The 25,233-nt window shown below is 63.7% G+C and carries 24 protein-coding genes; 15 read left to right on the plus strand and 9 right to left on the minus strand.

Annotation, left to right across the window (positions count from 1 at the left end; genetic code table 11):
- Nucleotides 1-25: 25 nt before the first annotated feature.
- Complete coding sequence (locus HB675_RS22980; RefSeq protein WP_213881453.1) at nucleotides 26-493, minus strand: Lrp/AsnC family transcriptional regulator; 468 nt, start codon at nucleotides 491-493, stop codon at nucleotides 26-28.
- Between the two features lie 149 nt (nucleotides 494-642).
- Here HB675_RS22980 and HB675_RS22985 point away from each other — a divergent pair, with 149 nt between their 5' ends.
- The gene (locus tag HB675_RS22985; protein WP_213881454.1) at nucleotides 643-1,809 is read left to right on the plus strand and encodes an aminotransferase class V-fold PLP-dependent enzyme; all 1,167 of its coding nucleotides are present in this window, start codon (nucleotides 643-645) and stop codon (nucleotides 1,807-1,809) included.
- 6 nt (nucleotides 1,810-1,815) lie between these two features.
- On the opposite strand, the gene HB675_RS22990 is transcribed toward HB675_RS22985, so the two are convergent.
- A complete protein-coding gene (locus HB675_RS22990) occupies nucleotides 1,816-2,193 on the minus strand; it encodes a DUF4124 domain-containing protein (RefSeq protein WP_213881455.1) in 378 nt (125 codons plus the stop codon).
- Nucleotides 2,194-2,793: 600 nt separating this feature from the next.
- On the opposite strand from HB675_RS22990, the gene HB675_RS22995 reads away from it, so the two are divergent.
- Entirely contained in the window at nucleotides 2,794-3,843 is a 1,050-nt protein-coding gene (locus tag HB675_RS22995) for an acyltransferase (protein ID WP_213881456.1), read from the plus strand.
- Between the two features lie 9 nt (nucleotides 3,844-3,852).
- On the opposite strand, the gene HB675_RS23000 is transcribed toward HB675_RS22995, so the two are convergent.
- Entirely contained in the window at nucleotides 3,853-5,784 is a 1,932-nt protein-coding gene (locus tag HB675_RS23000) for an EAL domain-containing protein (protein ID WP_213881457.1), read from the minus strand.
- A 363-nt stretch (nucleotides 5,785-6,147) separates the two neighbouring features.
- Between HB675_RS23000 and HB675_RS23005 the strand changes: the two genes are divergently transcribed.
- Nucleotides 6,148-6,720, plus strand: a complete 573-nt coding sequence (locus HB675_RS23005) for a hypothetical protein (RefSeq protein ID WP_213881458.1) — start codon at nucleotides 6,148-6,150, stop codon at nucleotides 6,718-6,720.
- A gap of 12 nt (nucleotides 6,721-6,732) precedes the next feature.
- Here the strand turns inward: HB675_RS23005 and HB675_RS23010 are convergent, their stop codons facing one another.
- Both HB675_RS23010 and HB675_RS23015 read right to left on the minus strand, forming a co-directional pair.
- Nucleotides 6,733-7,092, minus strand: a complete 360-nt coding sequence (locus HB675_RS23010; protein WP_213881459.1) for a hypothetical protein — start codon at nucleotides 7,090-7,092, stop codon at nucleotides 6,733-6,735.
- 42 nt (nucleotides 7,093-7,134) lie between these two features.
- Nucleotides 7,135-7,386, minus strand: coding sequence for a DUF1652 domain-containing protein (locus tag HB675_RS23015; RefSeq protein ID WP_213881460.1), 252 nt, complete (start codon nucleotides 7,384-7,386; stop codon nucleotides 7,135-7,137).
- A 235-nt stretch (nucleotides 7,387-7,621) separates the two neighbouring features.
- Between HB675_RS23015 and HB675_RS23020 the strand changes: the two genes are divergently transcribed.
- The 4 genes from HB675_RS23020 to HB675_RS23035 all read left to right on the plus strand — a co-directional run bounded on the left by HB675_RS23020 (nucleotide 7,622) and on the right by HB675_RS23035 (nucleotide 11,515).
- Complete coding sequence (locus tag HB675_RS23020) at nucleotides 7,622-8,188, plus strand: DUF4337 domain-containing protein (protein WP_213881461.1); 567 nt, start codon at nucleotides 7,622-7,624, stop codon at nucleotides 8,186-8,188.
- 18 nt (nucleotides 8,189-8,206) lie between these two features.
- Nucleotides 8,207-10,018, plus strand: coding sequence for an ABC transporter ATP-binding protein (locus HB675_RS23025; protein ID WP_213881462.1), 1,812 nt, complete (start codon nucleotides 8,207-8,209; stop codon nucleotides 10,016-10,018).
- A gap of 72 nt (nucleotides 10,019-10,090) precedes the next feature.
- Complete coding sequence (locus tag HB675_RS23030; protein WP_213881463.1) at nucleotides 10,091-10,612, plus strand: heme-binding protein; 522 nt, start codon at nucleotides 10,091-10,093, stop codon at nucleotides 10,610-10,612.
- A 75-nt stretch (nucleotides 10,613-10,687) separates the two neighbouring features.
- Nucleotides 10,688-11,515: an HDOD domain-containing protein gene (locus tag HB675_RS23035; RefSeq protein ID WP_213881464.1), complete on the plus strand. Its 828-nt coding sequence runs from the start codon at nucleotides 10,688-10,690 to the stop codon at nucleotides 11,513-11,515.
- 65 nt (nucleotides 11,516-11,580) lie between these two features.
- Here the strand turns inward: HB675_RS23035 and HB675_RS23040 are convergent, their stop codons facing one another.
- Together HB675_RS23040 and HB675_RS23045 are read right to left on the minus strand one after the other, a co-directional pair.
- Complete coding sequence (locus HB675_RS23040; RefSeq protein ID WP_213881465.1) at nucleotides 11,581-12,861, minus strand: MFS transporter; 1,281 nt, start codon at nucleotides 12,859-12,861, stop codon at nucleotides 11,581-11,583.
- A 115-nt stretch (nucleotides 12,862-12,976) separates the two neighbouring features.
- Entirely contained in the window at nucleotides 12,977-13,936 is a 960-nt protein-coding gene (locus tag HB675_RS23045; RefSeq protein WP_213881466.1) for a LysR family transcriptional regulator, read from the minus strand.
- A 105-nt stretch (nucleotides 13,937-14,041) separates the two neighbouring features.
- Here HB675_RS23045 and HB675_RS23050 point away from each other — a divergent pair, with 105 nt between their 5' ends.
- The 7 genes from HB675_RS23050 (at nucleotide 14,042) to HB675_RS23080 (ending at nucleotide 21,999) form a co-directional block, all read left to right on the plus strand.
- Nucleotides 14,042-14,782, plus strand: coding sequence for an SDR family oxidoreductase (locus tag HB675_RS23050; protein ID WP_213881467.1), 741 nt, complete (start codon nucleotides 14,042-14,044; stop codon nucleotides 14,780-14,782).
- A 28-nt stretch (nucleotides 14,783-14,810) separates the two neighbouring features.
- Nucleotides 14,811-15,659: a fumarylacetoacetate hydrolase family protein gene (locus tag HB675_RS23055; RefSeq protein WP_213881468.1), complete on the plus strand. Its 849-nt coding sequence runs from the start codon at nucleotides 14,811-14,813 to the stop codon at nucleotides 15,657-15,659.
- 43 nt (nucleotides 15,660-15,702) lie between these two features.
- The gene (denD, locus tag HB675_RS23060) at nucleotides 15,703-16,674 is read left to right on the plus strand and encodes a D-erythronate dehydrogenase (protein ID WP_213881469.1); all 972 of its coding nucleotides are present in this window, start codon (nucleotides 15,703-15,705) and stop codon (nucleotides 16,672-16,674) included.
- 65 nt (nucleotides 16,675-16,739) lie between these two features.
- Nucleotides 16,740-18,110, plus strand: coding sequence for an MFS transporter (locus HB675_RS23065; protein WP_213881470.1), 1,371 nt, complete (start codon nucleotides 16,740-16,742; stop codon nucleotides 18,108-18,110).
- A complete protein-coding gene (locus tag HB675_RS23070) occupies nucleotides 18,107-19,000 on the plus strand; it encodes an NAD(P)-dependent oxidoreductase (protein WP_213881471.1) in 894 nt (297 codons plus the stop codon). Before HB675_RS23065 ends, HB675_RS23070 begins: the two co-directional genes overlap by 4 nt.
- A gap of 16 nt (nucleotides 19,001-19,016) precedes the next feature.
- Complete coding sequence (locus HB675_RS23075) at nucleotides 19,017-20,801, plus strand: IlvD/Edd family dehydratase (RefSeq protein WP_213881472.1); 1,785 nt, start codon at nucleotides 19,017-19,019, stop codon at nucleotides 20,799-20,801.
- Between the two features lie 16 nt (nucleotides 20,802-20,817).
- The gene (locus HB675_RS23080; protein ID WP_213881473.1) at nucleotides 20,818-21,999 is read left to right on the plus strand and encodes a fumarylacetoacetate hydrolase family protein; all 1,182 of its coding nucleotides are present in this window, start codon (nucleotides 20,818-20,820) and stop codon (nucleotides 21,997-21,999) included.
- A 16-nt stretch (nucleotides 22,000-22,015) separates the two neighbouring features.
- On the opposite strand, the gene HB675_RS23085 is transcribed toward HB675_RS23080, so the two are convergent.
- Nucleotides 22,016-23,236 (minus strand): MFS transporter, encoded by a 1,221-nt coding sequence (locus tag HB675_RS23085; protein ID WP_213881474.1) that lies wholly within the window; start codon nucleotides 23,234-23,236, stop codon nucleotides 22,016-22,018.
- A gap of 82 nt (nucleotides 23,237-23,318) precedes the next feature.
- Between HB675_RS23085 and HB675_RS23090 the strand changes: the two genes are divergently transcribed.
- Entirely contained in the window at nucleotides 23,319-24,266 is a 948-nt protein-coding gene (locus tag HB675_RS23090; protein ID WP_213881475.1) for a LysR substrate-binding domain-containing protein, read from the plus strand.
- Here HB675_RS23090 and HB675_RS23095 read toward each other — a convergent pair.
- Entirely contained in the window at nucleotides 24,254-25,150 is an 897-nt protein-coding gene (locus HB675_RS23095; RefSeq protein WP_213881487.1) for an AraC family transcriptional regulator, read from the minus strand. The genes HB675_RS23090 and HB675_RS23095 overlap by 13 nt on opposite strands.
- Between the last annotated feature and the right edge of the window lie 83 nt (nucleotides 25,151-25,233).

The following is a 25,233-nucleotide window of genomic DNA, read 5'->3' on the forward strand; positions in this document are numbered from 1 at the left end:
GCAGGAAAGTTGAATAGGGCTGCGCCTAACTGGCGGGCACATAGTGCAAGGGCAATTGGGTGGTCGACTTGATCTGCTCCATGGCGAAACTGGAACTGATATCGGTGATGCCCGGTACCCGGATCAGCTGCTTGTAGACCGCGTCATAGCCCGCAATATCCGGAACCACCATGCGCAACATGTAATCGGTATCACCGGCCATACGGTAGCACTCCATCACTTGGGGCAAGGTGGCGATCGTGGCGTGGAAGTGTTCCAGCCAGTCGGCATTGTGCTGGTTGGTGCGGATGGCGGCGAATACCGTGACCGCCACGTTCAAGGCACGGGGGTCGAGCAAGGCGACCCGGCGGCGGATCAGGCCCGACTCTTCCAGCTTTTGTACCCGCCGCCAGCAGGCGGTGCTGCCCAGCCCGATGCGCTCGGCAATCTCGGCCACGGGGCGGGTACAGTCGTCCTGAAGAATCTGCAGAATGGCGCGGTCAAACTTGTCCATCACGGACCTCGCAATATTTTCTCGGTCAAACTGCCATTCTAGAGAATATTTTCCGTATTTTCGGGCAAACCTCCGATCATCAATCAATTTTTTTGCACGCAGACGACGGTAACCTGTTTATTCCTTTTCAGTCGAAATCCAGGCTCCCCATGACCCCTCAACAGCACCCAGCCCCGCTCTATCTTGACTACGCCGCCACCACCCCCGTGGACGATCAGGTCATCAAGGCCATGGTGGAGTGCCTCGGTCAGGCGGGCAATTTCGGCAATCCGGCCTCCAGTTCCCATGCCTACGGCAGTCGCGCGCGCCAGGCGGTGGAGCAGGCGCGGCGCCAGGTGGCCGAGCTGGTCGGGGCCGACGCCTGCGACATCATCTGGACGTCCGGCGCGACCGAATCCAACAATCTGGCAATCAAGGGCGTGCACCAGGCCGCCACCGGCCAACGCCGGCACATCATTACCAGCGCCATCGAACACAAGGCCGTGATCGACACGGTCAAGCAGCTGGAATCTCTGGGCGCGCAGGTGACGTGGCTGCAACCCGATGCCCAGGGCCTGATCCAACCCGCCGCCGTGGCCGCAGCCCTGCGCCCCGACACCCTGCTGGTGTCGCTGATGCTGATCAACAACGAACTGGGCACCTTGACCGACATCGCCCGTATCGGCGCCCTGGTGCGCGGGCATGGTGCGCTGCTGCATGTGGACGCTGCCCAGGCCAGCGGCAAGGTGGCCATCGACCTGCGCGGACTGGAGGTCGATCTCATGTCGTTTTCGGCCCACAAGACTTACGGTCCCAAGGGGATTGGCGCTCTGTATGTCGGCCCGCGTGCCCGCGGGGCACTGGACGCACAGATCCATGGCGGCGGCCACGAGCAAGGCATGCGCTCGGGCACCCTGGCTACCCACCAGATCGTTGGCATGGGCAGCGCCTTTGCGTTGGCTGGAGCAGTGCAGGCCGAGGAGCGAGAACGCATCCAGGCCCTGAGCCAAAGCTTTCGCAGCGCCTTGCTGGCCTTGCCGGGGGTGCGCCTGAATGGCTGTGGCGAACAACGCATCCCCCACACCATCAACCTGGCGATTGACCGCCCCGGCTTCAACGCCGCCAGCCTGAGCGGCGTGCTGGCGCTGTCGTCCACTTCGGCCTGCAACTCGGCCAGTGCCGCGCCCTCGCACGTGCTGCTGGCGCTGGGCCTGAGCCCGAGCCAGGCCTTGAGCAGCCTGCGCATCAGCCTGGGCCGTTATACCCGGACGGGGGATGTCGAGCGCGCCATCGAGCTTATCAGCAGCGCCCTGAGCGCACCGGCACCGCTTTGGTAAACCCGCTCACTGCCCGCAATAACGCGCGTTCGGGGCACTGTTGCAGGCCTCGAACGCAGGCCGAGGCCGTGGTTCAGGGGGGGTCTTGGGCGGTTCGCTGATGGGAATTCGTTTGACGGTGTAGGTGTGCTTGACGTTGTAACCCGACTGCAGAATCTTGATGGCCTTTTCGTTGACCTTCTGCGGGGTGTCGGCTTCGGGGTCAAGGCTGTAGAGCTTGGTATGCAACGTACTGGCTGCCCAGGTGGCACGGCCTTGCTCCGGCGCACAGGGGACTTGGGCAAAGGTCACCCGCCCTTCACGGTCGACGCACTTGAAGGCATCGGCCGCCGCCATGGCAAAAGGGGCCAGCGACAACGCCAGTGAAGCGATGAGTTTGATCATGAGAAACGTCCGTGTCAGTGGGCAATGCCATTATATCGACATCATTGCGGTACGCCCAGCGTTACCGACCACCGGCATGACAAGTTCGCCGGCAACAGGCATAGACCTCGGTCACATCATTGCAGACTTCAAGATCGCAGTCTTCAAGTAGTGGCTCATAGCTACAACTGCACCGCTCATTTAGCCGGACGAACGGAATTCAACCAACCCGTCCGGCACTTCCGCGCCTGCGACAGAGAATTAAAACGCCCTGTGCCTTTACCGTCGACCTGTCAAACAGCCCGTTAAAAGAACGGAACACCGCAACAACTGTGGCGTAATGCCATAACTGCGCGGAGGGTCAACCTGCTGTTTAGTACTGCCAAGGACGGGAGAAAACACCCTCCTCGCGAAAATAATACTATTTAAAACAAGGGGTTAATAATTATGACGTGACGTGATAGGCAATATGCCAATTCAGCGACCCAATAACTTTACAAACATTCAACTCGAAAGTATTCTCCATGATCTAGGTTGTTCCTGGCTGTTGGTTTCCTGTATGTCGTCTGGAAAGCACTGGATCTGCTCTTTCCGTACTGGACCCGAATAAGGATTTCGCCCATGCGACAGCATTTTCTTGACCCAAAGAAAAAAGATGTTGGGATAGATACCCTCCGAGGGCTTGCCCTGTTTCTGATGGTGGCAGGCCATGTGATCGGCGATTCAATGGACACCGGTATGCGCGTTGCCGACGATTCGACCCTGCGCTATCTGTACGAAACGCTGGTCTATGTGCGAATGCCCTTGTTCACGGCCATTTCCGGCTTTGTCTATGCGTTGCGGCCGTTGACCATGGACCGCCCGCTCAGCCCGTTTTTCCAGGGCAAGTTCCGTCGTATCGCCATACCGATGCTGGTGGTCTCCACCCTCTTCTTCATTTCCCAGGCGCTGATACCCAACACCAACAATCCGCCGCAATGGGCGGACATGTACCGAATCTACTTCTTCGGTTATGCGCATTTCTGGTTCCTGCAGTCGATCCTGTGCATCTTTGCTCTGATTGCGGTATTGGAAAAAGCCGGCTTGCTGCTGTCGCTCAAACAGTTTGGCGTGGTGGGGGCCCTCTCGTTGATCGCCGCCTATAACTATGATCAGTTCCCCGAACTGTTCAGCATGGACCGGGCGGTCCACCTGCTGCCTTTCTTCCTGCTGGGCCTGGGCGTCAACCGCTTTCGCGACCTGTTCGTCACGCCTTCGCTGAAGGCCATGATCGGCGCCGTGTTGGTGGCCATGGTGGTCCTTGACCAAGGCTATTTGCTGGGCCGCTTCAACTTCAGCGACCCGCAACTGCAGGTACTGGGTACCGCGATGGGCCTGACCGCCATCTACACCCTGATCACCCAGCGGCGCTACTTCGCGCCCTTGGCGTGGCTCGGCGGCAACTCGTTCGAGATCTACCTGTTCCATGTGTTCGGCACGGCGGGCGGTCGAATACTGCTCAACAAGCTGAACATCCACTCCACCGGCCTGACGTTTCTGGTCAGCATGACCTGCGGCCTGGTCTTGCCGGTGCTGCTGAAAAAGGCCGTGGGCCGCATGAGCCTGCTCAACCTGGCGCTGTTCGGCACCGAGGTCCCAAAGGCACGACCCCTTAAGGTCGTGACCACCTGAATCCACGGTTCAGGCAAGATCCCGTTCCAGCCAGGTCAAGGTCTGGCTGAACGGGATAGGCACCGAAAACAGATACCCCTGCACCCAGGTGCAACCGAGGCTGCGCAAGGCAGCCATTTCGGCTGCCGTTTCCACCCCTTCCACCACGCAGCCCAGCGCCATGTCCTGGCTCAGGGCGATGAGTGATTTGACGATCTTGTAACTGGCCGGCTTCTGATGAATATCGGTCACGAAACTGCGATCGATCTTCAACTTGGTCAAGGCCAGCGCGTGCAACTGGCTGAGGCTGGAATAGCCGGTACCGAAATCATCCAGCGAGATCCCGCAGCCCAGGCGTCGGAAGCTGCCGATCGCATTCTGTACCTGGACAATGTCCTGCATGATTGCGGTCTCGGTGATTTCCAGGTCCAGCCGTGCGGCATCGAAATCACTGCTGGCGATCACATCGACAATGGCCTGTACACTGCCCGGCGACGCACAATCGTGGGCCGACAGATTAAACGCCAGACGCACGTCGCCAGGCCAGGCTGCCGCGGCCTGCAGGGCTTTGCGCAACAGCGGCAGGGTCAAGTGGGTGATCAAACCGATGTGCTCGGCCACCGGAATGAAGCGCGCCGGGGACACCGCGCCCAACTCGGGGCTGGTCCACCGCGCCAGGGCTTCGAATGCCACGGTACGGCCGGTGACGCAATCGAGGATAGGCTGGAACAGCACATGAAATTCCTCATCCAGATCAGCCTTGCGCAGCGCCTGCTCGGTCATGGCATCGCGATGCAGTTGCTCGTGCTGCCGGGGAGAGAAAAGGCACATGCTGCCGGCGTTGTGACGTTTGCTCTGGTACAGCGCATAGTCGGCGAACTCATAGACCTCGGTCGCACTGCTGGCCATGTCCGGCCAAGTGGCGATACCCAGCGAGGCACCGATCAAAATCGGCACATCCACCAACTGAAAGGGCACTTGCAGGCGGGCGCAGATGGCCTGCCCGACCACATGCAGCGCGTCATCATCGCGCCCGTCGGTGAAGATCAGGGCAAACTCGTCGCCTCCCAGCCGCGCCACGTGGGTATGGGCATCGGCCAACTCGGCCAGGCGCTGGCCCACCTGAATCAGCAGGCGGTCACCCACGCTGTGGCCATACAGGTCGTTCACCGGCTTGAACCCGTCCAGGTCGAGGATGCCCACTGCCAACCGAAGCCCCTCACGCTGCGCCCGTTGCAGTGCCATGTCCAGGGAGCTGAAGAACTGCCGGCGATTGGGCAGCCCGGTCAGGCTGTCCTCGTTGGCCAGACGCAAATTCTCGTTGCTCAACTTGGCGGTGCGGGACTGCATGTTGACCAGGCTGGTGAAGTCTCGATAGTGGTTCTGCAGCACCACCAGCAAGGCGCCGGACACCAGCACGATGTTCACCGCCGTGGCGATGAACGTGGGATTTCGGGTGGAGGCAAAAAAGATCACGAAGGCCGTGTTGACCACCGCCGTAACGATCAATGCCGCCGGACGCAGATGCATCATGCAGAAAATGCAGACGATCACCGTGATCGCCATGAAAAACGCCACATGAGCCTGGGCGTAGCTGTCGCCATAGGGGTAGAGCGACAGCGACCACCCGGCAAAGGCCGCCGCGATAATGGGTGCGAGCCGATTGGTGCGGGTCAGGATATGAATGATCTGCGCGGTTTCCGGGGTCAGGCCGTACAGGCGCCGCCACATCAAGGCACGCCGCAGGCTGACCACGGTGAGCACGCAGGGCACGCCAATGGTCAGCCACCAGGGCGCCGTGCTCATGTGGGTGGCGGCCAGGGCCCAGGTGTTGACCAGCAGAATGATGTACATCAAGGGTAACTGCCGGGCCAGGGCCAGGTATTGCGCCTTGAGCAATTCAGGGTTGTCGATCGGGGGCGCCGTCAGCCGCCGCACTATTTGTGTAATGACTGCAATCATTGTGAGCATCTCGAACCGGCGGTGGGACCGCTGCATGAAATGTCATCGATGGCGGCGATCATCGACACCCCGTAACTTTTGCGATCACACCCTGTGTCGGCCCGTCCGCCTCTTTCTGAAGGGTGCAAAGCCAGTCTTGGAGCTTTGTGCCCAGCCCTGACAAAAAGCCATAGCAGATAGCCACCAAGCTAGGTACATTGGGCAAGCGACCGCGGTTTTTCCGGAAAGTTTCACCGCGGACTGTCCACTGATTAAAGTTTGCCCGCCGAGGGCCGATCCAGAGGTGCCTGCCATAGATAGCTGCGAGCCTCCATTCGCTCTCGACCACCACGCAACACTCAGGGTTTTCCAAGGATTACCAGCATGCAAGTGACCGTTAAAGAGCTGATGGCGAGCCCCCGCGCCTGGTTGAAGTTGTGGAACTGCCGGACCGATCGCTACCACGGCTGGTTTACGGTGGTGCGCTGCGCGGTGCTGTTGGGTTTTGCCGGGCTGATCCAGAGCCTGTTCTTTCAGTTGAATATGCCTTCGCTGCAAGACATGCAATCCACCCGAGCCCACACCCAGCTGGTGCGCAGCATGAACCCGCACCTGTTTACCCTGCAGGTGCGGGTCAACGAGCACCTCTACCCCGTGGACGGGGCCTGCGGCGGTTATCGCCATGACCAATCGAATTTCAGCGGTCATGAAGACGTAAGGGTCTGGCAGGCGGCTGGCAAGGTCTATCAGTTGACCACCCTGGCCGGCGAAATCTACCGCGCCAACAGCGAAGCGGCCCCCTGCACCCTGGAAAACGGCCTGGAGTGGGCCGAGCGCCGCGCAGAGTTGTCCGCGTGGCTGGCGTTTGCCGGTTTGCTGGTGGCGCTGTTCGCGGCCTGGCGCATCAGTGCGCTGTTCGAATACGACGAGAGCCGCGAAGCCGGCGCCGAGGCGTGAGGCAGCCATTCATCACAGGCAGGTGGCCAAGGCCGCCAGGCGCTTGCCGGTGACTTCGCTGCTCTGGGCCGGCGCATAAAAGGTGATGCTGGCCCCGGCCCCGGCCGCTTTCACATCGGCGAGATAAGCCGCTTCCCGGGTGTAAACGGTCAGCACACCGTCGGCGCCCTTGTTCAGGTAGGCATTGGCATCGATCCCGAACATCGCATCGTTCTGCCAGGAAAATTCCACGCATTCTGCCACGCGCAACGCTGGCTTCTCGCTGCTCAGCACCCGGGTCGGGCCACCCGCCCGGGTGCTGGTCATGTTGTGGCCGACGCAACCGCCCAATGAAAGACACAGCCCCAGAAGGCCCAGGGGAAATTTGTGCATGAACAGATTCCTTGGCGAAAGCGCGCACTCTAGCATCCCCGCTCAGCCACCGCTGGAGCGTCGACCGTCGCGATTGGCGCGCATTTCGATGCGCAATTCGGCGATCAGATTGGAAATGGCGCGCACTGTCGTCAAGGACGCGGTCTGAATCCCGGTGGCCAACAGGTACACATGCTCGGTCTGCGGGCCGGCCACCTTGACCGTCATCGAGCCATCGGGGGCAATGGTGCACTGGCACTGCAAGGGCAGGAATGCGGATTCGATGATCTGACGCAGTTCAAGATGGGAAATCATGGCGGCAGCGTTCTTGTGATTATTCGAAGTCATCCGCGAGTGTAGTCGAGGATCCATTTTTCCAGTGACCGACGGCAGTGGCGAGGGGTTCAATAAAAGCATGCAGATGAAGCTTTGCATCGACCCCTCGGCTGGCCCTTTTCGTCCATGGGGTTTTGCCCTATATTCGCGCCGCCACCGGCACGCCATATCCCCGCATCAACATCTGTTTCAGCAGCAAGAGGCCTCCGCGTTCATGTCCGAGCAGTACGAAGTTCCCAGCCCCCATGAACACCACGTGGAACACGCCCACGCCAGCGGTGATGGCTTTGCCAGCAAGATTGCGGTGATGACGGCGATCATGGCCACCCTCGGTGCGCTGCTCAGCTACCAGGCCGGTTCCACCGAAAGCGAGGCGGCGATGGACAAGAACAATGCGGCCATCGTCAAGACCGAGGCGTCCAACCAATGGAACTACTATCAGGCCAAGTCCAGCCGGCAGAACCTCGCCGACCTCGCCAGCCACATTCCAGGGATGGATGCCAGCCACTATCAGGGCGAAGCAGAGCGCTACAAGACCGACAAGGAAGCGGCACGCAAGAAAGCCGAGGAGCTGGAAGCCCAGGCCCATGAGTGGGACGAAAAATCCGAACAGATCCTGCATTCGCACCACCGCTGGGCGCAGGCGATGACGGCGATTCAGGTGGCCATTTCCCTGGCGGCCATGACCCTGCTCACCCGCAAGGAATGGCTGGAGAAACTGTCGCTGGGTGCGGCGGGTCTGAGTCTGGTACTGGGCCTGCTGGCCTACCTGAACATCTGACCACTACCTGAGGCGTCCATGGCTTTCTACCCCCGGTTCAAAGCCTTCACTGCACAGAGCCACCGCGCGCTGGGACTGGTCTGGAGCACCTCGCGCGGGTTGTTCATGGGGCTGGTGCTCGCCACCCTGCTGGCCGGTGTGCTGCCCGCTCTCGCGGCGTGGCTGGGCCAGCGCATCGTCGACGCGGTGCTGGCCGCCATGCAACTGCACAGTGCCCAAGGCAATGCGCCGCTCTGGCCGGTGCTGCGCTGGGTACTGGCGGAAGCGGCAGTGCTCGCCCTGCTGGCCGCGAGCCAGCGCGCGCTGTCGGTTCAGCAGGCGCTTCTGCGGGTGCAGCTGGGGCAGAAGGTCAACTTGTTGATCCTCGAAAAGGCCCAGCAGCTGTCCCTGCTGCAATTCGAGAATTCCGAATTCTATGACCGCCTGGTGCGCGTGCGCCGGGAGGCCTCGACCCGGCCGCTGGGGCTGGTGACCCGCTCGCTGGGGCTGGTGCAGAACCTCATCTCGCTGCTGAGTTTCGCCGTGCTGCTGGTGCATTTCTCGCCCTGGGCCCTGGTGATTCTGGTGGTGGGCGCCCTGCCGGTGTTCTTTGCCGAGGCGCACTTTTCCGGCGACGCCTTTCGCCTGTTCTCCCGCCGCGCGCCCGAGACCCGGCGCCAGACGTACATCGAAACGCTGCTGTCCCACGAGGCCAACATCAAGGAGGTCAAGCTGTTCGGCTTTGCCGAGCGGCTGCTGCAGCGCTACCGCGATACCTTCCAGCGCTTGTATGTGGAGGACCGCCGCCTGACCCTGCGCCGCGATAGCTGGGGGTTCGGCCTCGGCCTGCTGGGCACGGCCGCTTTCTACCTGGCCTATGCCTGGGTGGTGGTGGACACCATCGACGGGCGCACCACCCTCGGCCAGATGACCATGTACCTGGTGCTGTTCAAGCAAGGCCAGGCCGCCATCAGCGCCAGCCTCGCCGCCATCGGCGGGCTGTATGAAGACGGCCTGTACTTGTCCGATCTCTATGAATACCTGGCCCAGCCGGTGGGCGTCAGCCGCGGCGAGCTGACCGAGGGCCGCCACCCCGGCGATGGCCTGCGGTGTGAAGACCTCAGCTTCAGCTACCCCGGCGCCAGCCGCGCGACCCTGGCCGGCATCGACCTGCACCTGCGCCCTGGACAGAGCCTGGCGCTGGTGGGCGAAAACGGTTCGGGCAAGACCACCCTGATCAAGCTGCTCACCCGCCTCTACCCGCCGGACGGCGGGCGCATCCTGCTCGATGGCAGCGACCTGCAAGACTGGCAGGAAGACGCCCTGCGCCGGCGCATTGGCGTGATCTTCCAGGACTTTCTACGCTACCAGTTCACCGCCGGAGAAAACCTGGGCGTGGGTGACGTCGACGCCTTCGATGATCAGGCGCGCTGGCGCGAGGCCGCGCGCCAAGGCACTGCGGCCGAGTTCATCGAAGGTCTGGAGCACGGCTACGCCACCCAGTTGGGCCGCTGGTTCGCCGACGGCCAGGAGCTCTCCGGCGGCCAATGGCAAAAAATCGCGCTGTCTCGCGCCTACATGCGCCGTGAGGCCGATCTGTTGATTCTCGACGAACCCACTGCGGCGCTGGATGCCAACGCGGAAGCCGCGGTGTTCGAGCATTTCCGCGCCCACGCCAAGAGCCGCATGACGCTGCTGATTTCCCACCGCTTCTCCAGCGTGCGCAGTGCCGACCACATCATCGTGCTGGAGCACGGGCGCATTCTTGAACGGGGCGATCACGCCAGCCTGATGGCGGCGTCTGGGCGCTATGCCCAGTTGTTCGATTTGCAGGCACAGGGTTATCGCTAGTCGAAAAGCGGATGAAACCGGTTTCAGCGTCTAGTCTTTCAATGAACCCATTCATTGATGAGGATGAACTGAATGCCGTTGACCCTGCCCCGTTGGTTGACCCTGTCGGGCCTGGCCCTGCTGGCCAGCACCACCCAGGCCGCTCCCCTGCCCCTGATCACCACGCAAAAACTGCCTTGGCAGACCGCCGAGCAGTTGGCCGCCGAAGCCGTGCAGACCTGTGCTGCCCAGGGTTATTCGGTGACCGCCGCGGTGGTCGATCCTTCAGGCCATGAACAGGCGGTGATCAAGGGCGACACCGTGCCCTTGCAGTCGCTGTCGGTGGCCTACCGCAAGGCCTACACCGCCTTTTCCTACGGCCTGGCGTTCAACAAGAACACCACCAGCGAAATCATGGCCGCCAAGCTCGACGGGCCGGCCAACGGGGCCTTGAACACCATCCCCGAAGTGCTCTTCGTGCCCGGCGGCGTGACCTTGCGCCGGGCATCCGGGCAGGTGATCGGCGGTATTGGCGTGTCCGGTGCACCGGGAGGTGACAAGGACGAGGCTTGCGCCATGGCCGCCGTGAACAAGTACCGCGCCAGCTTCCAATAAAGACGCAAGCGGGGCCGTGCACATGGCTGAAAATTGCCTATCGTTGGGTAACCCGCTGAAGAAAAGGATTGACCCATGGACATCGAAAAGCTCTTCGCCGAGCTGCACAGCCTGCCCAGCATCCCCAAAGTGGCCCAGGACCTGATCCAGCAGTTCGACAACCCTTCCTCCAGCCTGGAAAGCGTGGCGCGCAACATCGAAAAAGACCCGGTGATCGCGGCCAAGATTCTGCGCCTGGCCAACTCCGCGCGCTTTCGCGGCTCGCGTGCGTCGCTGAGCATCGAGGACGCAGCGCTGCGCCTGGGCTTCAACACCCTGCGCACCCTGGTGCTGGCCTCGGCCGTGACCGGGGCGTTCAAGACCGACCCCTCGTTCGACCTCAAGGGCTTCTGGCTCAAGAGCTTTCAGGTCGCCGGCATTGCCCGCTCCCTGGCCCGGCAAACCGGGGTGGACGCGGAAATCGCTTTCACCTGCGGGGTGATGCACAACATCGGTGAACTGCTGATTCAGACCGGAGCGCCGCAGTTCGCCGAACAGATCAACGCCGCCAGCACCTCGCGCACGGCGGGTGGCCAGGCGGCCCATGAAACCCTGCAACTGGGCTTCGGCTACCCCGAAGTGGGCGCCGAACTGGCACGGCGGTGGAACCTGCCAGCCTTGATCCAGCACGCCATCGCCTTTCAGAACAACCCCATGCAGGCCCCGGACAATGCGCCATTGCCCCGGTTGCTGGCACAGTCGATTGCGGTGTCCGAGGCCTTGCATGCCCATGGCGGCGCCACGCCCGAGGCGCGCAAGGCGTTGAGCGGACCGCTGTTCGAGGGCGTGGATCTGGACAAATTGTTTGAAGCATTGCCAGCGGTGCTGGAGGCGGACAAGGCGTTTGCAGAGCAGTTGACCTGAAGCGTTCATCAACACGCCCCCTCGGCCGAGGGGGCGTGTTGATGAGATCTTGAGCCAGCCCGGCCTCAAACCGCCACGACCTTCCCCTGCAAAACCACCGCCTTTACCACCGGTTCCTTCAACAACAAGAAATAAGCCAGCGCCGAACACCCCGCCACCACCGCACTGATCACGAACGCCGTGGAAAATGAACCGCTCTGCTGCACGCTGAACCCGGTCAAGATCGGCGCAATCGACCCCGCCAGGTACCCACCGAAATTCTGGATCGAGCCAAACGAAGCCACCCGCTCCGAGGGCACGATGGTGTTGACGATCATCCATGCCGTGGCGCTGGAAATGTTGATGAAGAACATGGTCAGGCACAGCAACGCCACGCAAGCCACCACGTTGGTGGTGAACGCCACGATCAGGGTGAACAGCGCGCCGCCCACCAGCCCTAGAATCACCATCAGTTTGCGACTGGCCAGGGCTTTCATGCCGCGGGCTACCAGGTGGTCGCAGGCCTTGCCGGCAACGATGGTGCCGATGGCGCCGAACAAATAGGCCAGCGCCACCACCCAGGCAGTGCGGTACAGGTCCAGGCCGTGCTCACGCTCGAAGTAACCTGGCAGCCAGGTCAGGTTCAGCCAGATCATGTAGATCACGCCCATGAAACCGAGGAAGGCTCCCCAGGTGTTGCGCTCCTTGAACATGGCGGCCCAGCGCAGGCGGGGTACACGGGGTGCTGCGGGTTGTAGTGGCGCCACTGGCTCGGCGCGCCCGCTCTGGGCCATGTATTGCGCCTGGCTCTTGTAGAAAGCGAACCAGCAGGCGGCCAGGGTCAGGCCGATGATGCCCGTGAGGATGAACATCCCGCGCCAGCCCAGGTGCACCATGAACACCGTCAGTAACGGCGGCGCCAGGCACGGGCCGATACACGTCGACGACCAGACCCAGCCAGTGGCGGTGCCGCGCTCCTGGGTATCGAACCATTCCGAGAGGGCCTTGGCCGCAGACGGAAACACCGGCGCCTCGCCGATGCCCAGCAGAATCCGCAGCCCCACCAGATGGCTGTAGCCACTGAACAGGCCAAAGGCCGCCTGCGCCACCGACCACAGGATCAGCGAGCCGCCCAATGCCAGCTTGCTGCCGAGCTTGTCGATCAGTGCGCCCAACGGCAGCTGGGCGAAAGCGTAGGCAATGGAAAACGCCGAGAGCATGACGCCCATTTCCGTCGGGGTAATGCTCAAGTCCTTTTGAATCGAGGTGTTGGCGATGGACAGCGCGCTGCGGTCCAGGTAGTTGACCACGCCGATCATGAACAGAAAGACGATGGTCAGGGTCTTGTAGCTCTTTATTGTTTTCATACGCGCCTCTGCTGAGCGTTTCTCGCCCTGACCGTTGGGGCCAAGCGTGGCTGCACTCTAGTCAAGCGGCGGCGCGGTGCCCAATCACGACATTCAATCATTCGATAACCCCAGGTTATCGAGGCGTCTGGCGCGCCTGTCGCAGTGTGTCGGCGCCGCTCAACAGCTCTTCGATGAACGCCTGGGCCGACCAGCCCGGCACCTCGTTGCGCCGGGTGATGATGCCGTAATCCGCCAGCACCAACGGGAACGGCAGCGGCAGACGAGTCAGGCGGCCGGCCTGGATATCCGGCTCGACCATGGACTCGGCGAGCATGGCGACCATGGGCGCGGTCTGCAGCAATTGCAGGGTGGTCTGCATGGAAATGGTTTCCACGGTGTTGCCCGGAGTCTGCATCCCGGCCTCGGCGAACGCCCGCTCCAGCCGCGCACGCATGGGGGTGCCGGTGGGGTAGACGATCCACGGCCAGCTGCCGAGGTCGGCCAGCGGGATCTCCCGGGCGCCGGCCAGCGGGTGCTGGCTGCCGGTGACCAGGCACAGCGGTTCCGGCGCCAGGGCCTGGAAGTCGAACAACTGACGGTGGCGATCCAGGGTGAAACGGGCGACCACCAGATCCAGCTGCTTGTGTTCGAGCATGCTCAGCAGGTTGGCGCTGGTGCCTTCCAGTACCTCCAGCGTCAGCAGTGGCCAGCGCTGTTTGACCCCGACAATCGCCGCCGGCAACGCCACTGCCGTGGGCGCGAAGATCGTGCCGATCTTGAGCAGGCCATGGCCGCCTTGGCGCAGGTGATTGACCTGACCGACGAAGTGGCGCGTGTCATTCAGGGCAATCTGCGCATAGCGGGCCACGTGACTGCCCAGGTCGGTAGGCGACATGCTGCGCGGCAGGCGCTGGAACAGGGCAAAACCGAGCTGATTTTCCGCCTCGCGCAGCATCTTGCTCACGGCCGGCTGGCTGATGTTCATCTCCAGCGCCGTAGCGTGCATGTTCTGGGTGCGCGCCAGGGTATCGATAAGCACCAAATGGCGAAAGCGCAGCCAGTTGCACAGTTGATTGAAGCCGACGTTCGCCATCCGATAACCTCCGGTTATTGAAGCTTGAGAATATCTCATTGGCGATTATCGGCAAGTGGCACTAGCTTTAGGGGCGAACCCAAAACAAGAAACGGACAAGTGCCCATGAACCTTGCCAACAAACGTGTGCTGATCACCGCTGCCGCTCAAGGCATAGGCCGCGCTTCAGTGCTGGCGTTTCAGGAGGCCGGCGCGCAAGTCATCGCCACCGACCTGCACATCGAAGCCTTGCACGACATCCCCGGCATCCAGATCCTGCAACTGGACGTGACCCAGGCCGACGCCATCGACGTCGTGTGCCGCCAGGTCGGACCGCTGGACGCCCTGTTCAACTGCGCCGGCTACGTGCACAGCGGTGCCCTGCTCGAATGTGACGACAAGGCCTGGCAATTTTCTTTCGACCTCAACGTCACGGCCATGTACCGCATGATCCGCGCTTTCCTGCCCGGCATGCTGGAGGCGGGACACGGCAGCATCGTCAACATGGCCTCGGTGGCGTCCAGCGTTAAAGGCGTCGCCAACCGCCTGGCGTACTCGGCGAGCAAGGCGGCGGTGATCGGCCTTACCAAGTCCGTCGCCACCGACTATGTCGGCCAGGGCATTCGCTGCAACTGCATCTGCCCCGGCACCGTGGACTCACCGTCGTTGCGCCAGCGCATCGCCGAGCAGGCCCGAGACCAAGGCCGCAGCGAAGCGCAGGTCTATCAGGCCTTTGTCGACCGCCAGCCCATGGGCCGTATCGGCTCGCCCGATGAGATTGCCCAATTGGCGCTGTACCTGGCCAGCGATGCCAGTGCCTACACGACAGGCGGCGTGCACGTCATCGATGGCGGCATGAGCGTCTGAACCTCTGTCAATCCTGCAAGGAACTCTTATGAAACTGCTGCGCTTCGGCGACAAGGGCCAGGAAAAACCCGGCCTGCTGGATTCACAAGGCAACATTCGTGACCTCTCTGGGCAGGTTCCCGACATCGCCGGCAATGCCCTGGCCGATTTCAGCCTTCACGCCCTGAGCAAGATCGACCCCGAAAGCCTGCCGCTTGTGAGCGGCTCGCCCCGCATCGGCCCCTGTGTCGGTCAGGTCGGCAAGTTCATCTGCATTGGCCTGAACTACGCCGACCATGCCGCCGAATCCGGCATGGACGTGCCCAAGGAACCGGTCATTTTCAACAAGTGGACCAGCGCCATCTGCGGCCCCAATGATGACGTGGAAATTCCTCGCGGCTCGCTCAAGACCGATTGGGAAGTGGAGCTGGGCGTCGTGATCGGCAAGGCCGGTCGCTACATCGACGAAAGCAACGCCATGGACCATGTCGCCGGCTACTGCGTGATCAACGACGTGTCCGAGCGTGAATGGCAGCTGGAACGCGGCGGCACCTGGGACAAGGGCAAGGGTTTCGACACCTTCGGCCCCCTCGGCCCCTGGCTGGTGACCCGCGACGAGATCGCCGACCCGCACCAGCTGGACCTGTGGCTGGAAGTCGACGGCCACCGCTACCAGAACGGCAACACCCGCACGCTGGTGTTTCAGATCCCGGCGCTGATCGCCTACCTGAGCCGCTGCATGTCCCTGCAACCGGGCGATGTCATCTCCACCGGCACGCCGCCCGGCGTAGGCCTGGGCGTCAAGCCGAACCCGGTGTTCCTGCGTGCGGGACAGGAAATGCGCCTGGGGATTGCCGGCCTTGGCGAGCAACGCCAGCGCACGGTGCAGGCGGACTGAGCCGGCACCCCACGCCTTAACAACTATAAAAATGGAGCACACCATGCGAATTCTCATCACCGGCGGCACCGGCTTCATCGGCAAGCAACTGGCCCAGCGCCTGCTCGACCTGCACAGCCTGGCCCTGGAAGGTCAGGCCCCCCGCGCCATCGAGCGCATCGTGCTGTTCGATGCCTTTGCCGGTGAAGACGTGCCCCACGACGCCCGCATCGAACAGGTCATTGGCGACGTCGCCGACCCGAAAGTGGTGGCCCGGGTCACCGATGGCGTCGACTTGGTGTGGCACTTGGCGGCTGTGGTCAGTTCCGCGGCCGAAGCGGATTTCGAGCTCGGCATGCAGGTGAATCTGCACGGGCTGATGACGTTGCTGGAGACCCTTCGCAAGCAAGGCAACCGCCCCCGGTTTGTCTATGCCAGTGGCTTCGCGGTGTTTGGCGGCACGTTGCCGGAGGTGGTCAACGACGACACTGCACTGACGCCGCAGTCGTCCTACGGCATGCAGAAAGCCGTGGGCGAATTGTTGGTGGCGGACTATGCGCGCAAGGGTTTTGTCGATGGCCGGGTGCTGCGCCTGCCCACCGTGGCCGTGCGCCCGGGCAAGCCGAACAAGGCGGCGTCGACCTTCTTCAGTTCGATCATCCGCGAGCCGCTGGCAGGCTTGCCGGCGGTGTGCCCGGTGCGCCCGGACACTCAGGTCTACCTGACCTCGCCACGGCGGGTGGTGGAATCCATGTTGCGGGCCATGACCCTCGCCCCCGAGACCCTGGGCGAGCAGCGCATCATCCCGCTGCCGGGGGTGACCACCACCGTGGCCGACATGGTGGCCGCCTTGCAACGGGTGGCAGGGCCGGAGGTGGTGAAGCTGATCGAGTGGAAGCCCGACGCGACCATCCAGCGCATCGTCGAGAGCTGGCCCAGCCGAGTCGATGCGCCTCGAGCGCGAGCGCTGGGGTTCAGCGCCGATGCCGATTTCGATGCGATCGTGCGGGCGCATATCGAGGATACCGCGAGCTAGGCGCCTCGGTCCCAAGGATTCACAGCCACCCTGCCAACAACAATAAAAACAGCGAGGCCCAGCCCATGATCACCCCCCATCCGGACATCTCGGACATCGAACGCCAAACCATCAAGCGCGTCACCCAGCGCCTGATCCCCTTTCTCATCCTGTTGTTCGTGGTGGCTTTTCTCGACCGTAACAACGTCGGCTTCGCCGCATTGCGCATGAACGACGATATCGGCATCAGCCAGACCATCTACGGCCTGGGCGCGGGGATCTTCTTTCTCGGCTATTTCCTCTTCGAGGTCCCCAGCAACGTCCTGCTGCACCGCTTCGGCGCGCGGGTGTGGCTGGCGCGGATCATGGTCACCTGGGGCATCATCGCCGGGGCCATGGGCTTTCTGCAGACGGCCGGGCATTTCATCACTCTGCGGGTCTTGCTGGGCATTGCCGAGGCCGGGTTCTTTCCTGGCGTCATCTACTTGTTGTCCCTGTGGTTCCCGGCGCGCTACCGGGCGCGCATGATCGCCACCTTCTACCTCGGCGTGCCCATCGCCCAGGTCCTCGGTGCCCCGCTGTCGGTGGGCCTGATGCAGCTGGGCGACAGCCTCGGCGTGGTGGGCTGGCGGCTGATGTACTTCGCCGAGGCAGTACCGGCGATCATCCTCGGCGTGGTGTGCTTCTTCTACCTCACCGACCGACCAGCCGATGCCCACTGGCTGACTGACGCCCAGCGCAGCTGGCTGATTGACACCCTGGATCGGGAAGAAAAGGCCAAGCCGCTGGTGGTGGGCGTGCAACCGACCAAGGCGCAGATGGTGCGCAAGGCTTTGGCCAGCCGCCAGGTCTGGCTGCTGGCGTTGGTGTACTTCGGCATCACCTCCGGCTCCAACGCCATGAACTTCTTCATGCCGACCGTGCTGGCCTCGTTCCGCAAGTCCTTCGGCCTGGAAATCGGCCTGATGCAGAACGGCTTGATCACGGCCATTCCCTATGCGGTGGCAGCAGTGGCCATGATCGGGTGGAGCCGTCGCTCCGACCGCCTGCAGGAGCGCCATTGGCACGCCGGCGGTGCCGCCATGCTGGCGGCCGCGTCCATTGCCCTGGCGCTGCTGATCAACCAGCCCTGGATCATTGTGATCGGCTTCGTCCTGCTGGCCATGGGCGTGTACAGCGCCATCAATGTCTTTTGGGCGGTGCCAGGACAAGTGCTGACCGGGGTCGGCGCCGCTGCCGGCATCGGCTTGATCAACTCCATCGGCAACCTCAGCGGGTTCACCGGGCCGTACCTCACCGGGTACCTGTTCAACGTCACCGGCAGCTACACACCGGGCTTTCTGGTCATCGCCGCGCTGGTGGGGCTGGGTGGCCTGGGCATGGTGCTGATGCCGCGCGAGCCCGTGACCGTGGCCCCTGTGCCACCCAAGATTGACGCTTTAGGAGGCAAAGCATGAGTGCTCAACCCGTCGCCTTCATCGGCACCGGCATCATGGGCAAGCCCATGGTGCGCAACCTGCTCAAGGCCGGATTCGCCGTGCAGGTCTGGAACCGCTCCCCGGACAAGGCCAACGAGCTGACGCAAGCCGGTGCCACGCTGTGCGCCAGCCCCGCTGCCGCCACCGAGGGTGCCGGTGTGCTGGTGTGCATGCTCAGTGACGGACCGACGTGCGATGCCGTGCTGTTTGGCGACGCCGGCGCAGCCCGTGGCCTGGCCCGTGGCGCGCTGGTGATCGTGATGAGCTCGATCCCCGTGGAGACGGCCGCCGCGCAAGCCAGGCAGTGCCACGAACTGGGCCTGGAATACCTCGATGCGCCGGTCTCCGGCGGCGAGCGCGGCGCCCGCGAGGCTACCCTGGCAATCATGGTGGGCGGCGAGCCTGAAGCCTTTGCCCATGGCCAAACCGTATTGGCCGCCATGGGCCGACCCGTCCATGTCGGACCTGCCGGCACCGGCGAGCTGGCCAAGCTGGTCAACCAGTTGATCGTCGCCAGCACCATCGCCACCGTCGCTGAAGGCCTGCTGCTGGCCGAACGCGGCGGTGCCGACCCGGCCAAGGTCCATGAGGCGCTGCTGGGAGGTTTTGTCGACTCACCCATCTGGCGCCAGCACGGCCAACGCATGCTGGGCGGTGATTTCACCCCCGGCGGCATGGCCAAGTGGCAACTCAAGGACACCCATACCGCCCTCGCCCACGCCCGCTCCCTGGGCCTGGAACTGCCGGTGGGCAGCCTGGTGGACAGCCTGTTCGAGTCGATGGTCGAGGCCGGCGACGGTGAACTGGACCACGCCGGGCTGATTCGCCAGTTGCGCCGCCACAACCACCTTGCGCCCTTTGATCGCTAGCCTGCCGGAGCCTGTCATGACTCAAACGCCCCCCCGTCGCCTGCGCAGCCAGGAATGGTTCGACGACCCCAGCCACGCCGACATGACCGCGCTCTACGTCGAGCGCTACATGAACCAGGGCCTGACCCGTGCCGAGTTGCAGTCCGGGCGGCCGATCATCGGCATTGCCCAGACCGGCAGCGACCTGACCCCCTGCAACCGCCATCACATCGAACTGGCCAAGCGGGTCAAGGACGGCATTCGCGACGCCGGCGGCATTCCCATGGAGTTTCCCGTCCACCCCATCGCCGAACAGACCCGCCGGCCGACGGCGGCGCTGGACCGTAACCTCGCCTATCTGGGCCTGGTGGAAGTGCTGCACGGCTACCCCCTCGATGGCGTGGTGCTGACCACCGGCTGTGACAAGACCACCCCGGCGTGCCTGATGGCCGCTGCCACCACTGACCTGCCGTCCATCGTGCTGTCCGGCGGGCCGATGCTCGATGGCTGGCACAAGGGTCAGCGCATCGGCTCCGGCACGGTACTGTGGCATGCGCGCAACCTGCTCAGCGCCGGCGAAATCGACTACGAAGGCTTCATGACCCTGACCACTGCCGCCTCACCCTCGGTGGGCCACTGCAACACCATGGGCACGGCGTTGTCGATGAATGCGTTGGCCGAGGCGCTGGGCATGTCCCTGCCCGGCTGCGCCAGCATCCCCGCGCCTTACCGCGAGCGCGGGCAGATGGCCTACGCCACCGGCCTGCGCATCGTCGACCTGGTGCGCGACGACGTGCGGCCTTCGCAGATCATGACCCACGCCGCGTTCGAGAACGCCATTGCCGTGGCCTCGGCTTTGGGCGCGTCCACCAACTGCCCGCCGCACCTGATCGCCATCGCCCGCCACAGCGGCATCGACCTGTCCCTGGAAGACTGGCAACGGGTCGGCGAAGACGTGCCCTTGCTGGTCAACTGCATGCCGGCCGGCGAGTACCTGGGTGAAAGCTTCCACCGCGCCGGCGGCGTACCGGCGGTGATGCACGAGCTGGACAAGGTCGGCCGCCTGCACCGCGACTGCCAGTCGGTGAGCGGGCGCAGCATGGGCGAGATTGTCGCTGATGCTGTCACCGGTGACCGTGACGTGATCCGCAGCTATGAAGAGCCACTCAAGCACCGCGCCGGCTTCATCGTCCTCAGCGGCAACTTTTTCGACAGCGCGATCATGAAGATGTCAGTGGTGGGCGAGGCCTTTCGCAGCACCTACCTGAGCGACCCGCAACAGCCCAACTGCTGGGAAGCGCGGGCCATTGTCTTCGACGGCCCGGAAGACTATCAAGCGCGGATCAACGACCCGGCGCTGGACATCGACGACCGCTGCATTCTGGTGATCCGCGGCTGCGGCACCGTGGGCTACCCCGGCAGCGCCGAGGTGGTGAACATGGCGCCGCCCTCGGCGCTGATCAAGGCCGGTATCGACGCCTTGCCCTGCCTGGGGGATGGCCGGCAGAGCGGCACCTCGGCCAGCCCGTCGATTCTCAACATGTCCCCGGAATCAGCCGTTGGCGGCGGCCTGGCACTGCTGCGCACGGGCGACCGCCTGCGCATCGACCTCAACGCCCGCAGCGTCAACCTGTTGGTGGACGACGCCGAGCTCGACGTGCGCCGCCAGGAGCCCTTGCCCGCCCTCGCCCCTTCGCAGACCCCGTGGCAGGAGCTATACCGGCAACTGGTCGGGCAACTGTCCACGGGTGGCTGCCTGGAGCCGGCGACCCTGTACTGGCGGGTCATTCCGGAAAACGGCCCGCCTCGCCATTCCCACTGATTAAAAGGATCAACCTATGCAAACGCTGCAATTGACCCTCGACAACAGCCTGCCGGCCGATTGGCAACGGGCGACTCTGGTGGGCCGGGTCTGGCTGCCCGGCGCCCTCGCCGGGCCGGCCGTGGTGGTCATTCGCGACGGCGAGGTGCTGGACATCACCGCACACTTCGCCACCTTGAGCCTGGTGCTGGACAGCGAGGCGCCGGTCGAGGCCGTGCGCCAGGCGGACGGTGTTTCACTGGGCAGCCTGGCCAGCCTGCTGAGCAACAGCGGCGAGCAGCGCGACGTCGGCCAGCCCTTTCTGTTGGCGCCCGCCGACCTCCAGGTGATCAAGGCCGCCGGGGTGACCTTTGCCGCCAGCATGATCGAGCGAGTCATCGAAGAAAAAGCCGGTGGTGACGCGCAGCGCGCCGAACAGATCCGCACCTTGGTGCAGGAAGTCATCGGTGACAATCTCCGCGACCTGCGCCCTGGATCCCCCGAGGCCATGCGCCTCAAGCAGGTGTTGATCGAGCAGAACATGTGGTCGCAATACCTGGAAGTGGGCATCGGCCCGGACGCGGAGATCTTCACCAAGGCGCCGATCATGGCCGCCGTCGGCAGCGGCAGCGCCATCGGCGTGCACCCCGGCTCCAGCTGGAACAACCCGGAGCCGGAAGTGGTGCTGGCGGTGGACAGCCGCGGACGCATCCACGGCGCGACCCTGGGCAACGACGTCAACCTGCGCGACTTCGAAGGGCGCAGCGCACTGCTGCTGAGCAAGGCCAAGGACAACAACGCGTCGTGCGCCCTGGGGCCGTTCATTCGCCTGTTCGACGAACACTTCAATCTCGATGATGTACGCCGCTGCGACGTCGCCCTTCGGGTCGAGGGCCAGGAAGGCTACGTGCTCAACGGCAAAAGCTCCATGAGCCAGATCAGCCGTGACCCGGCCGACCTCGCTGGCCAGACCTTGAACCGCAACCACCAGTACCCGGACGGGTTCGTGCTGTTTCTCGGTACCCTGTTCGCCCCTGTCGATGACCGCGATCAACCGGGCCAGGGGTTTACCCACAAGGAGGGGGACGTGGTGAGTATTTCCTCGCCGCTGCTGGGTGCGCTGCATAACCGGGTGACCGGCAGTGACCAGGCGCCGGTCTGGGCGTTCGGGGTCGGTGCGTTGATGCGGAATCTGGCACGACGGGGGGTTCTGGGCTAGCCGAGCGCGCTCGGTCCTACAGGGGTAGTCCAGAACCGAGCTTGCTCGGGAACGAGGCCCGGGTCCGCACCCCAAAAACCACAACCGGGACCAAGGTCAACACCGCCGTCCCGGCAATCACCAAAGTCACCACCGTCACCCCCAGATGATCCCCCACCCCCCCATACAACACCGGCGCCAAGGCCCCGGAGCCAATGGTGCCGGTATAGAAAATCGCAAACGCCCGCTCCAGTCGCGACGACTCCACCACATCCGCCACTGCCCCATAGAACACCGAGGACGTGCCGTTGAGCACCGCCCCCAGCAGCGGCAGGGCAATCAGCCCCACCGTCAGCGGCGCCAACAGCACCACGGCAATCAACCCCGCCGTCGCCAGTTCGGTGGTGAACACGGTACGGATCAACCCCAGCGATTCGGACAGCCAGCCACACAGGAACTTGCCCACTGCCCCGCCGATGAACACCAGCGTCAAGGCCACGCCGGTCTGCGCCATGGAGCCGCCGTTGGCCTTGATGATGAACGGCAGAAACGTCAGAAAGCCCATGCGCACGGCGCTGTCGAAAATGCCGGTGGCCAGCAGTGCGTAAAAGGCCACCGGGTTGTCACGGACGTCGTGACGAGGCTGTTCGGCGATCGGGCTGGCCTGAGGGTTACGCCCGGGAGCAGCGCGAAACAGCCGCCACATGACCAGTGCCGACAACACGCCGAGACCGGCATACACCGTCACGGCATGTGTGTAGGACGTATACGTCAACAACACGGTCGCACTCGCCGGCAACAGCGATTTGCCCAGGTCACCGGCGAAGTTGTAGATGCCCAGCGGCTTCTTTGCGTCGCGGCCATAGGCCCGCGAGACCATCGCCGAAGCAATGGGGTGCTGAGTACTGGCGCCAATCCCCGAGATCACCAGTGCCAGGCCCAGCAGCAGGACACTGTCGGTCAACCCGCCGAGCCACCAACCCAGGCCCGTCACCGCCGTGGCGCCCACCAGCAGATAGTGCGGGCGCGGCAGCTTCATGGCCACCGACGACGCCGGAATCTGTAACGCCGCCAGGGTCAGGCTGTAGGCACTGCGCAGCAGGCTGAGCGCGGTGTAGCTGAGCCCGAAATGCGCCTGCCAGAACGGCAGAAAGGCATACACCAGATCGCTCAAACCGTCGTGGGTCGCGTGGGCCAGGCAGGCCGCGACCAGCGTGCGACGGCGAGCGGTTGTGTGCGAAGCGTCTTGCATTGTCATGGCCAAACCCGCTGAATACCCATCAGGCGGCCATTCTAGAGTGGCCGCTGCAGGCCCCGTGAGTGAAACGAATTCATACCCCATGAGCCTTTTTGGAGCCGCGCCGATGGCCGCCCGCAAACTCCCGTCACTGGTGTCGCTCAAGGGTTTCGAAGCCTGTGCCCGGCACCTGAATTTTTCCCAGGCGGCCGCCGAACTGCACCTGACGCAGAGCGCCATCAGCCATCAGATCAAGCAGCTGGAGGAGGCCATCGGCAGCCCGCTGTTCGAGCGCAATGCCGGTGCCATGAGCCTGACCGATGCTGGCGTCGAACTGTTGCCCATGGCTCGACGCTTCTTTCGCGAGCTCACCGGCCTGCAAGACAAATGCGCGAAAGAAGGGGTGCGCCCGGTCACCCTGGAGATCTTCGTGCATGACTCCTTTGCCAATACCTGGCTGCTGCCGCGGCTCGGCGGCTTTACCGCGCAATGGCCTCACGTCGACATCAAGCTGGCCAACGAAGAGCTGGCCCGCTTCGACGCCAGCCACGGGCAGGTGGCGTTGAAGATCGGTCCCGAGTCTCATGCGTGGCCGGGGCTCTACAGTGAATTCGTGCTCGAAGAACAGATGTTCCCGGTGTGCAGCCCGAACTTGATTGCGGCCTTGGGACGCCCCGAGTGCGCGGCCGATGTGTTGAAATATCCGCTGATTTTCCGCGCCCGCAGTATGCTCAACGGCGGCTCCTCCCGCGCCCCTTCCTGGGAGGCCTGGCTGGCGCATCACGGCCTGCCCCTCGCCCCAGTCGACCGCGCGCTGACGGTGCCCCACAGCAGCATGGCGGTGCTGGCCGCTGTACGCGGCCTGGGCGTGGCCATGGCGCGCACCTCCCACCTCTCCGACGAGCTGGACAGCGGCAAGCTGGAAAAACTGTTGCCCGAAGACCTCGACACCCACAGCGGCTACCACTTTCTATGCGCTCCCGGCAAGGAGCAGACGCCGCCGGTGGACGCCTTTCTCCGCTGGCTCCACCACGAGATTCACAGACGCTGAGCACGGCCCTCGTCGCCGGGATTGCGCTCGTAATAGCGCTTGTATTCGCGGCTGAACTGCGAAGTGCTCTGGTAGCCGACCCGATGGGCCACCTGGGCCACGCCCAGACCTTCTCCGATCAGCATCTGCTGGGCCTTGAGCAGGCGCAGGCGCTTGAGGTATTGCACCGGCGACAGCAGGGTGCTGCGCTTGAAATGCTCATGAAAGGTTGACGCACTCATGTTCGCGCAGCGAGCCAGTTGCTCCACGCTCAAGGGTTCGGCATAGCGTTCGCGCAGGTAGCTGAGGGACGAGGCAATCCGGGCAAAGTGGCCTTGCTGCTCCACCAGCGCCTGGAGCACCCCGGCCTGCGGCCCACGCAGCGCCACATACAGCACTTCACGCACCCGCGCGCGGCCCATCACCTGGCACTCCAGCGGATCGTGCAGGCAGCGCAGCAAGCGCTCGACGCTGTCGCGCATGGCCTGGTCCAGTTCAGCCGAGGTCATGGATTCCGGCGTCTGCAACTGCGCGCCACGGGCCGGCTCCAGCCCCATCGCCTCCACCAGTTCGCCCAGCACCAGACGGTCGATGGCCACGGCCACGCCGTAGAGCGGCTCTTGAGGGGTGGCAAAGGTTTCGCACATGAAGGGCACCGACAAGGCCTGCACCAGGTAATGCCCGGCGCCGTACTCCAGCGTCCGGGGCCCCAGGCGGGCCAGCTTGCTGCCCTGGGCCAGAATCATCAGGCTCGGCTCGTAGATCTGCGGGCTGCTGGCGACGTAATGATCCCAGCTGAGCACCTGGACTTGCGGCAGCAGGGTGTCGACAAAACCGGGGCGCGTTGCCAGCGGCTGGATCAGCGCGCACAGGCTGGCGTTGGCATCATGGTGGAGCGTGAGCATGGGTGACCCGAGCGGAGGATTGGACATGGCTATCTTCGCAGATATCGGCCGCTGCGACAGGCCCCAGGTCACACAACCGGAGG

Origin of the sequence: Pseudomonas sp. dw_358, from assembly GCF_018449655.1 — a bacterium.
Taxonomy (GTDB): domain Bacteria; phylum Pseudomonadota; class Gammaproteobacteria; order Pseudomonadales; family Pseudomonadaceae; genus Aquipseudomonas.

What these genes read in the sequence shown, in the direction of transcription:
- HB675_RS23095 (WP_213881487.1), bottom strand. Translation starts at nt 25,150, where the DNA reads ATGCTCACGCTCCACCATGATGCCAACGCCAGCCTGTGCGCGCTGATC.
- HB675_RS22990 (WP_213881455.1), bottom strand. Translation starts at nt 2,193, where the DNA reads ATGATCAAACTCATCGCTTCACTGGCGTTGTCGCTGGCCCCTTTTGCC.
- HB675_RS23005 (WP_213881458.1), top strand. Translation starts at nt 6,148, where the DNA reads ATGCAAGTGACCGTTAAAGAGCTGATGGCGAGCCCCCGCGCCTGGTTG.
- HB675_RS23025 (WP_213881462.1), top strand. Translation starts at nt 8,207, where the DNA reads ATGGCTTTCTACCCCCGGTTCAAAGCCTTCACTGCACAGAGCCACCGC.
- HB675_RS23045 (WP_213881466.1), bottom strand. Translation starts at nt 13,936, where the DNA reads ATGGCGAACGTCGGCTTCAATCAACTGTGCAACTGGCTGCGCTTTCGC.
- HB675_RS23015 (WP_213881460.1), bottom strand. Translation starts at nt 7,386, where the DNA reads ATGATTTCCCATCTTGAACTGCGTCAGATCATCGAATCCGCATTCCTG.
- HB675_RS23080 (WP_213881473.1), top strand. Translation starts at nt 20,818, where the DNA reads ATGCAAACGCTGCAATTGACCCTCGACAACAGCCTGCCGGCCGATTGG.
- HB675_RS23070 (WP_213881471.1), top strand. Translation starts at nt 18,107, where the DNA reads ATGAGTGCTCAACCCGTCGCCTTCATCGGCACCGGCATCATGGGCAAG.
- denD (WP_213881469.1), top strand. Translation starts at nt 15,703, where the DNA reads ATGCGAATTCTCATCACCGGCGGCACCGGCTTCATCGGCAAGCAACTG.
- HB675_RS23030 (WP_213881463.1), top strand. Translation starts at nt 10,091, where the DNA reads ATGCCGTTGACCCTGCCCCGTTGGTTGACCCTGTCGGGCCTGGCCCTG.
- HB675_RS23010 (WP_213881459.1), bottom strand. Translation starts at nt 7,092, where the DNA reads ATGCACAAATTTCCCCTGGGCCTTCTGGGGCTGTGTCTTTCATTGGGC.
- HB675_RS23000 (WP_213881457.1), bottom strand. Translation starts at nt 5,784, where the DNA reads ATGATTGCAGTCATTACACAAATAGTGCGGCGGCTGACGGCGCCCCCG.
- HB675_RS23085 (WP_213881474.1), bottom strand. Translation starts at nt 23,236, where the DNA reads ATGACAATGCAAGACGCTTCGCACACAACCGCTCGCCGTCGCACGCTG.
- HB675_RS23050 (WP_213881467.1), top strand. Translation starts at nt 14,042, where the DNA reads ATGAACCTTGCCAACAAACGTGTGCTGATCACCGCTGCCGCTCAAGGC.
- HB675_RS23020 (WP_213881461.1), top strand. Translation starts at nt 7,622, where the DNA reads ATGTCCGAGCAGTACGAAGTTCCCAGCCCCCATGAACACCACGTGGAA.
- HB675_RS22985 (WP_213881454.1), top strand. Translation starts at nt 643, where the DNA reads ATGACCCCTCAACAGCACCCAGCCCCGCTCTATCTTGACTACGCCGCC.
- HB675_RS22980 (WP_213881453.1), bottom strand. Translation starts at nt 493, where the DNA reads ATGGACAAGTTTGACCGCGCCATTCTGCAGATTCTTCAGGACGACTGT.
- HB675_RS22995 (WP_213881456.1), top strand. Translation starts at nt 2,794, where the DNA reads ATGCGACAGCATTTTCTTGACCCAAAGAAAAAAGATGTTGGGATAGAT.
- HB675_RS23055 (WP_213881468.1), top strand. Translation starts at nt 14,811, where the DNA reads ATGAAACTGCTGCGCTTCGGCGACAAGGGCCAGGAAAAACCCGGCCTG.
- HB675_RS23090 (WP_213881475.1), top strand. Translation starts at nt 23,319, where the DNA reads ATGAGCCTTTTTGGAGCCGCGCCGATGGCCGCCCGCAAACTCCCGTCA.
- HB675_RS23040 (WP_213881465.1), bottom strand. Translation starts at nt 12,861, where the DNA reads ATGAAAACAATAAAGAGCTACAAGACCCTGACCATCGTCTTTCTGTTC.
- HB675_RS23065 (WP_213881470.1), top strand. Translation starts at nt 16,740, where the DNA reads ATGATCACCCCCCATCCGGACATCTCGGACATCGAACGCCAAACCATC.
- HB675_RS23075 (WP_213881472.1), top strand. Translation starts at nt 19,017, where the DNA reads ATGACTCAAACGCCCCCCCGTCGCCTGCGCAGCCAGGAATGGTTCGAC.
- HB675_RS23035 (WP_213881464.1), top strand. Translation starts at nt 10,688, where the DNA reads ATGGACATCGAAAAGCTCTTCGCCGAGCTGCACAGCCTGCCCAGCATC.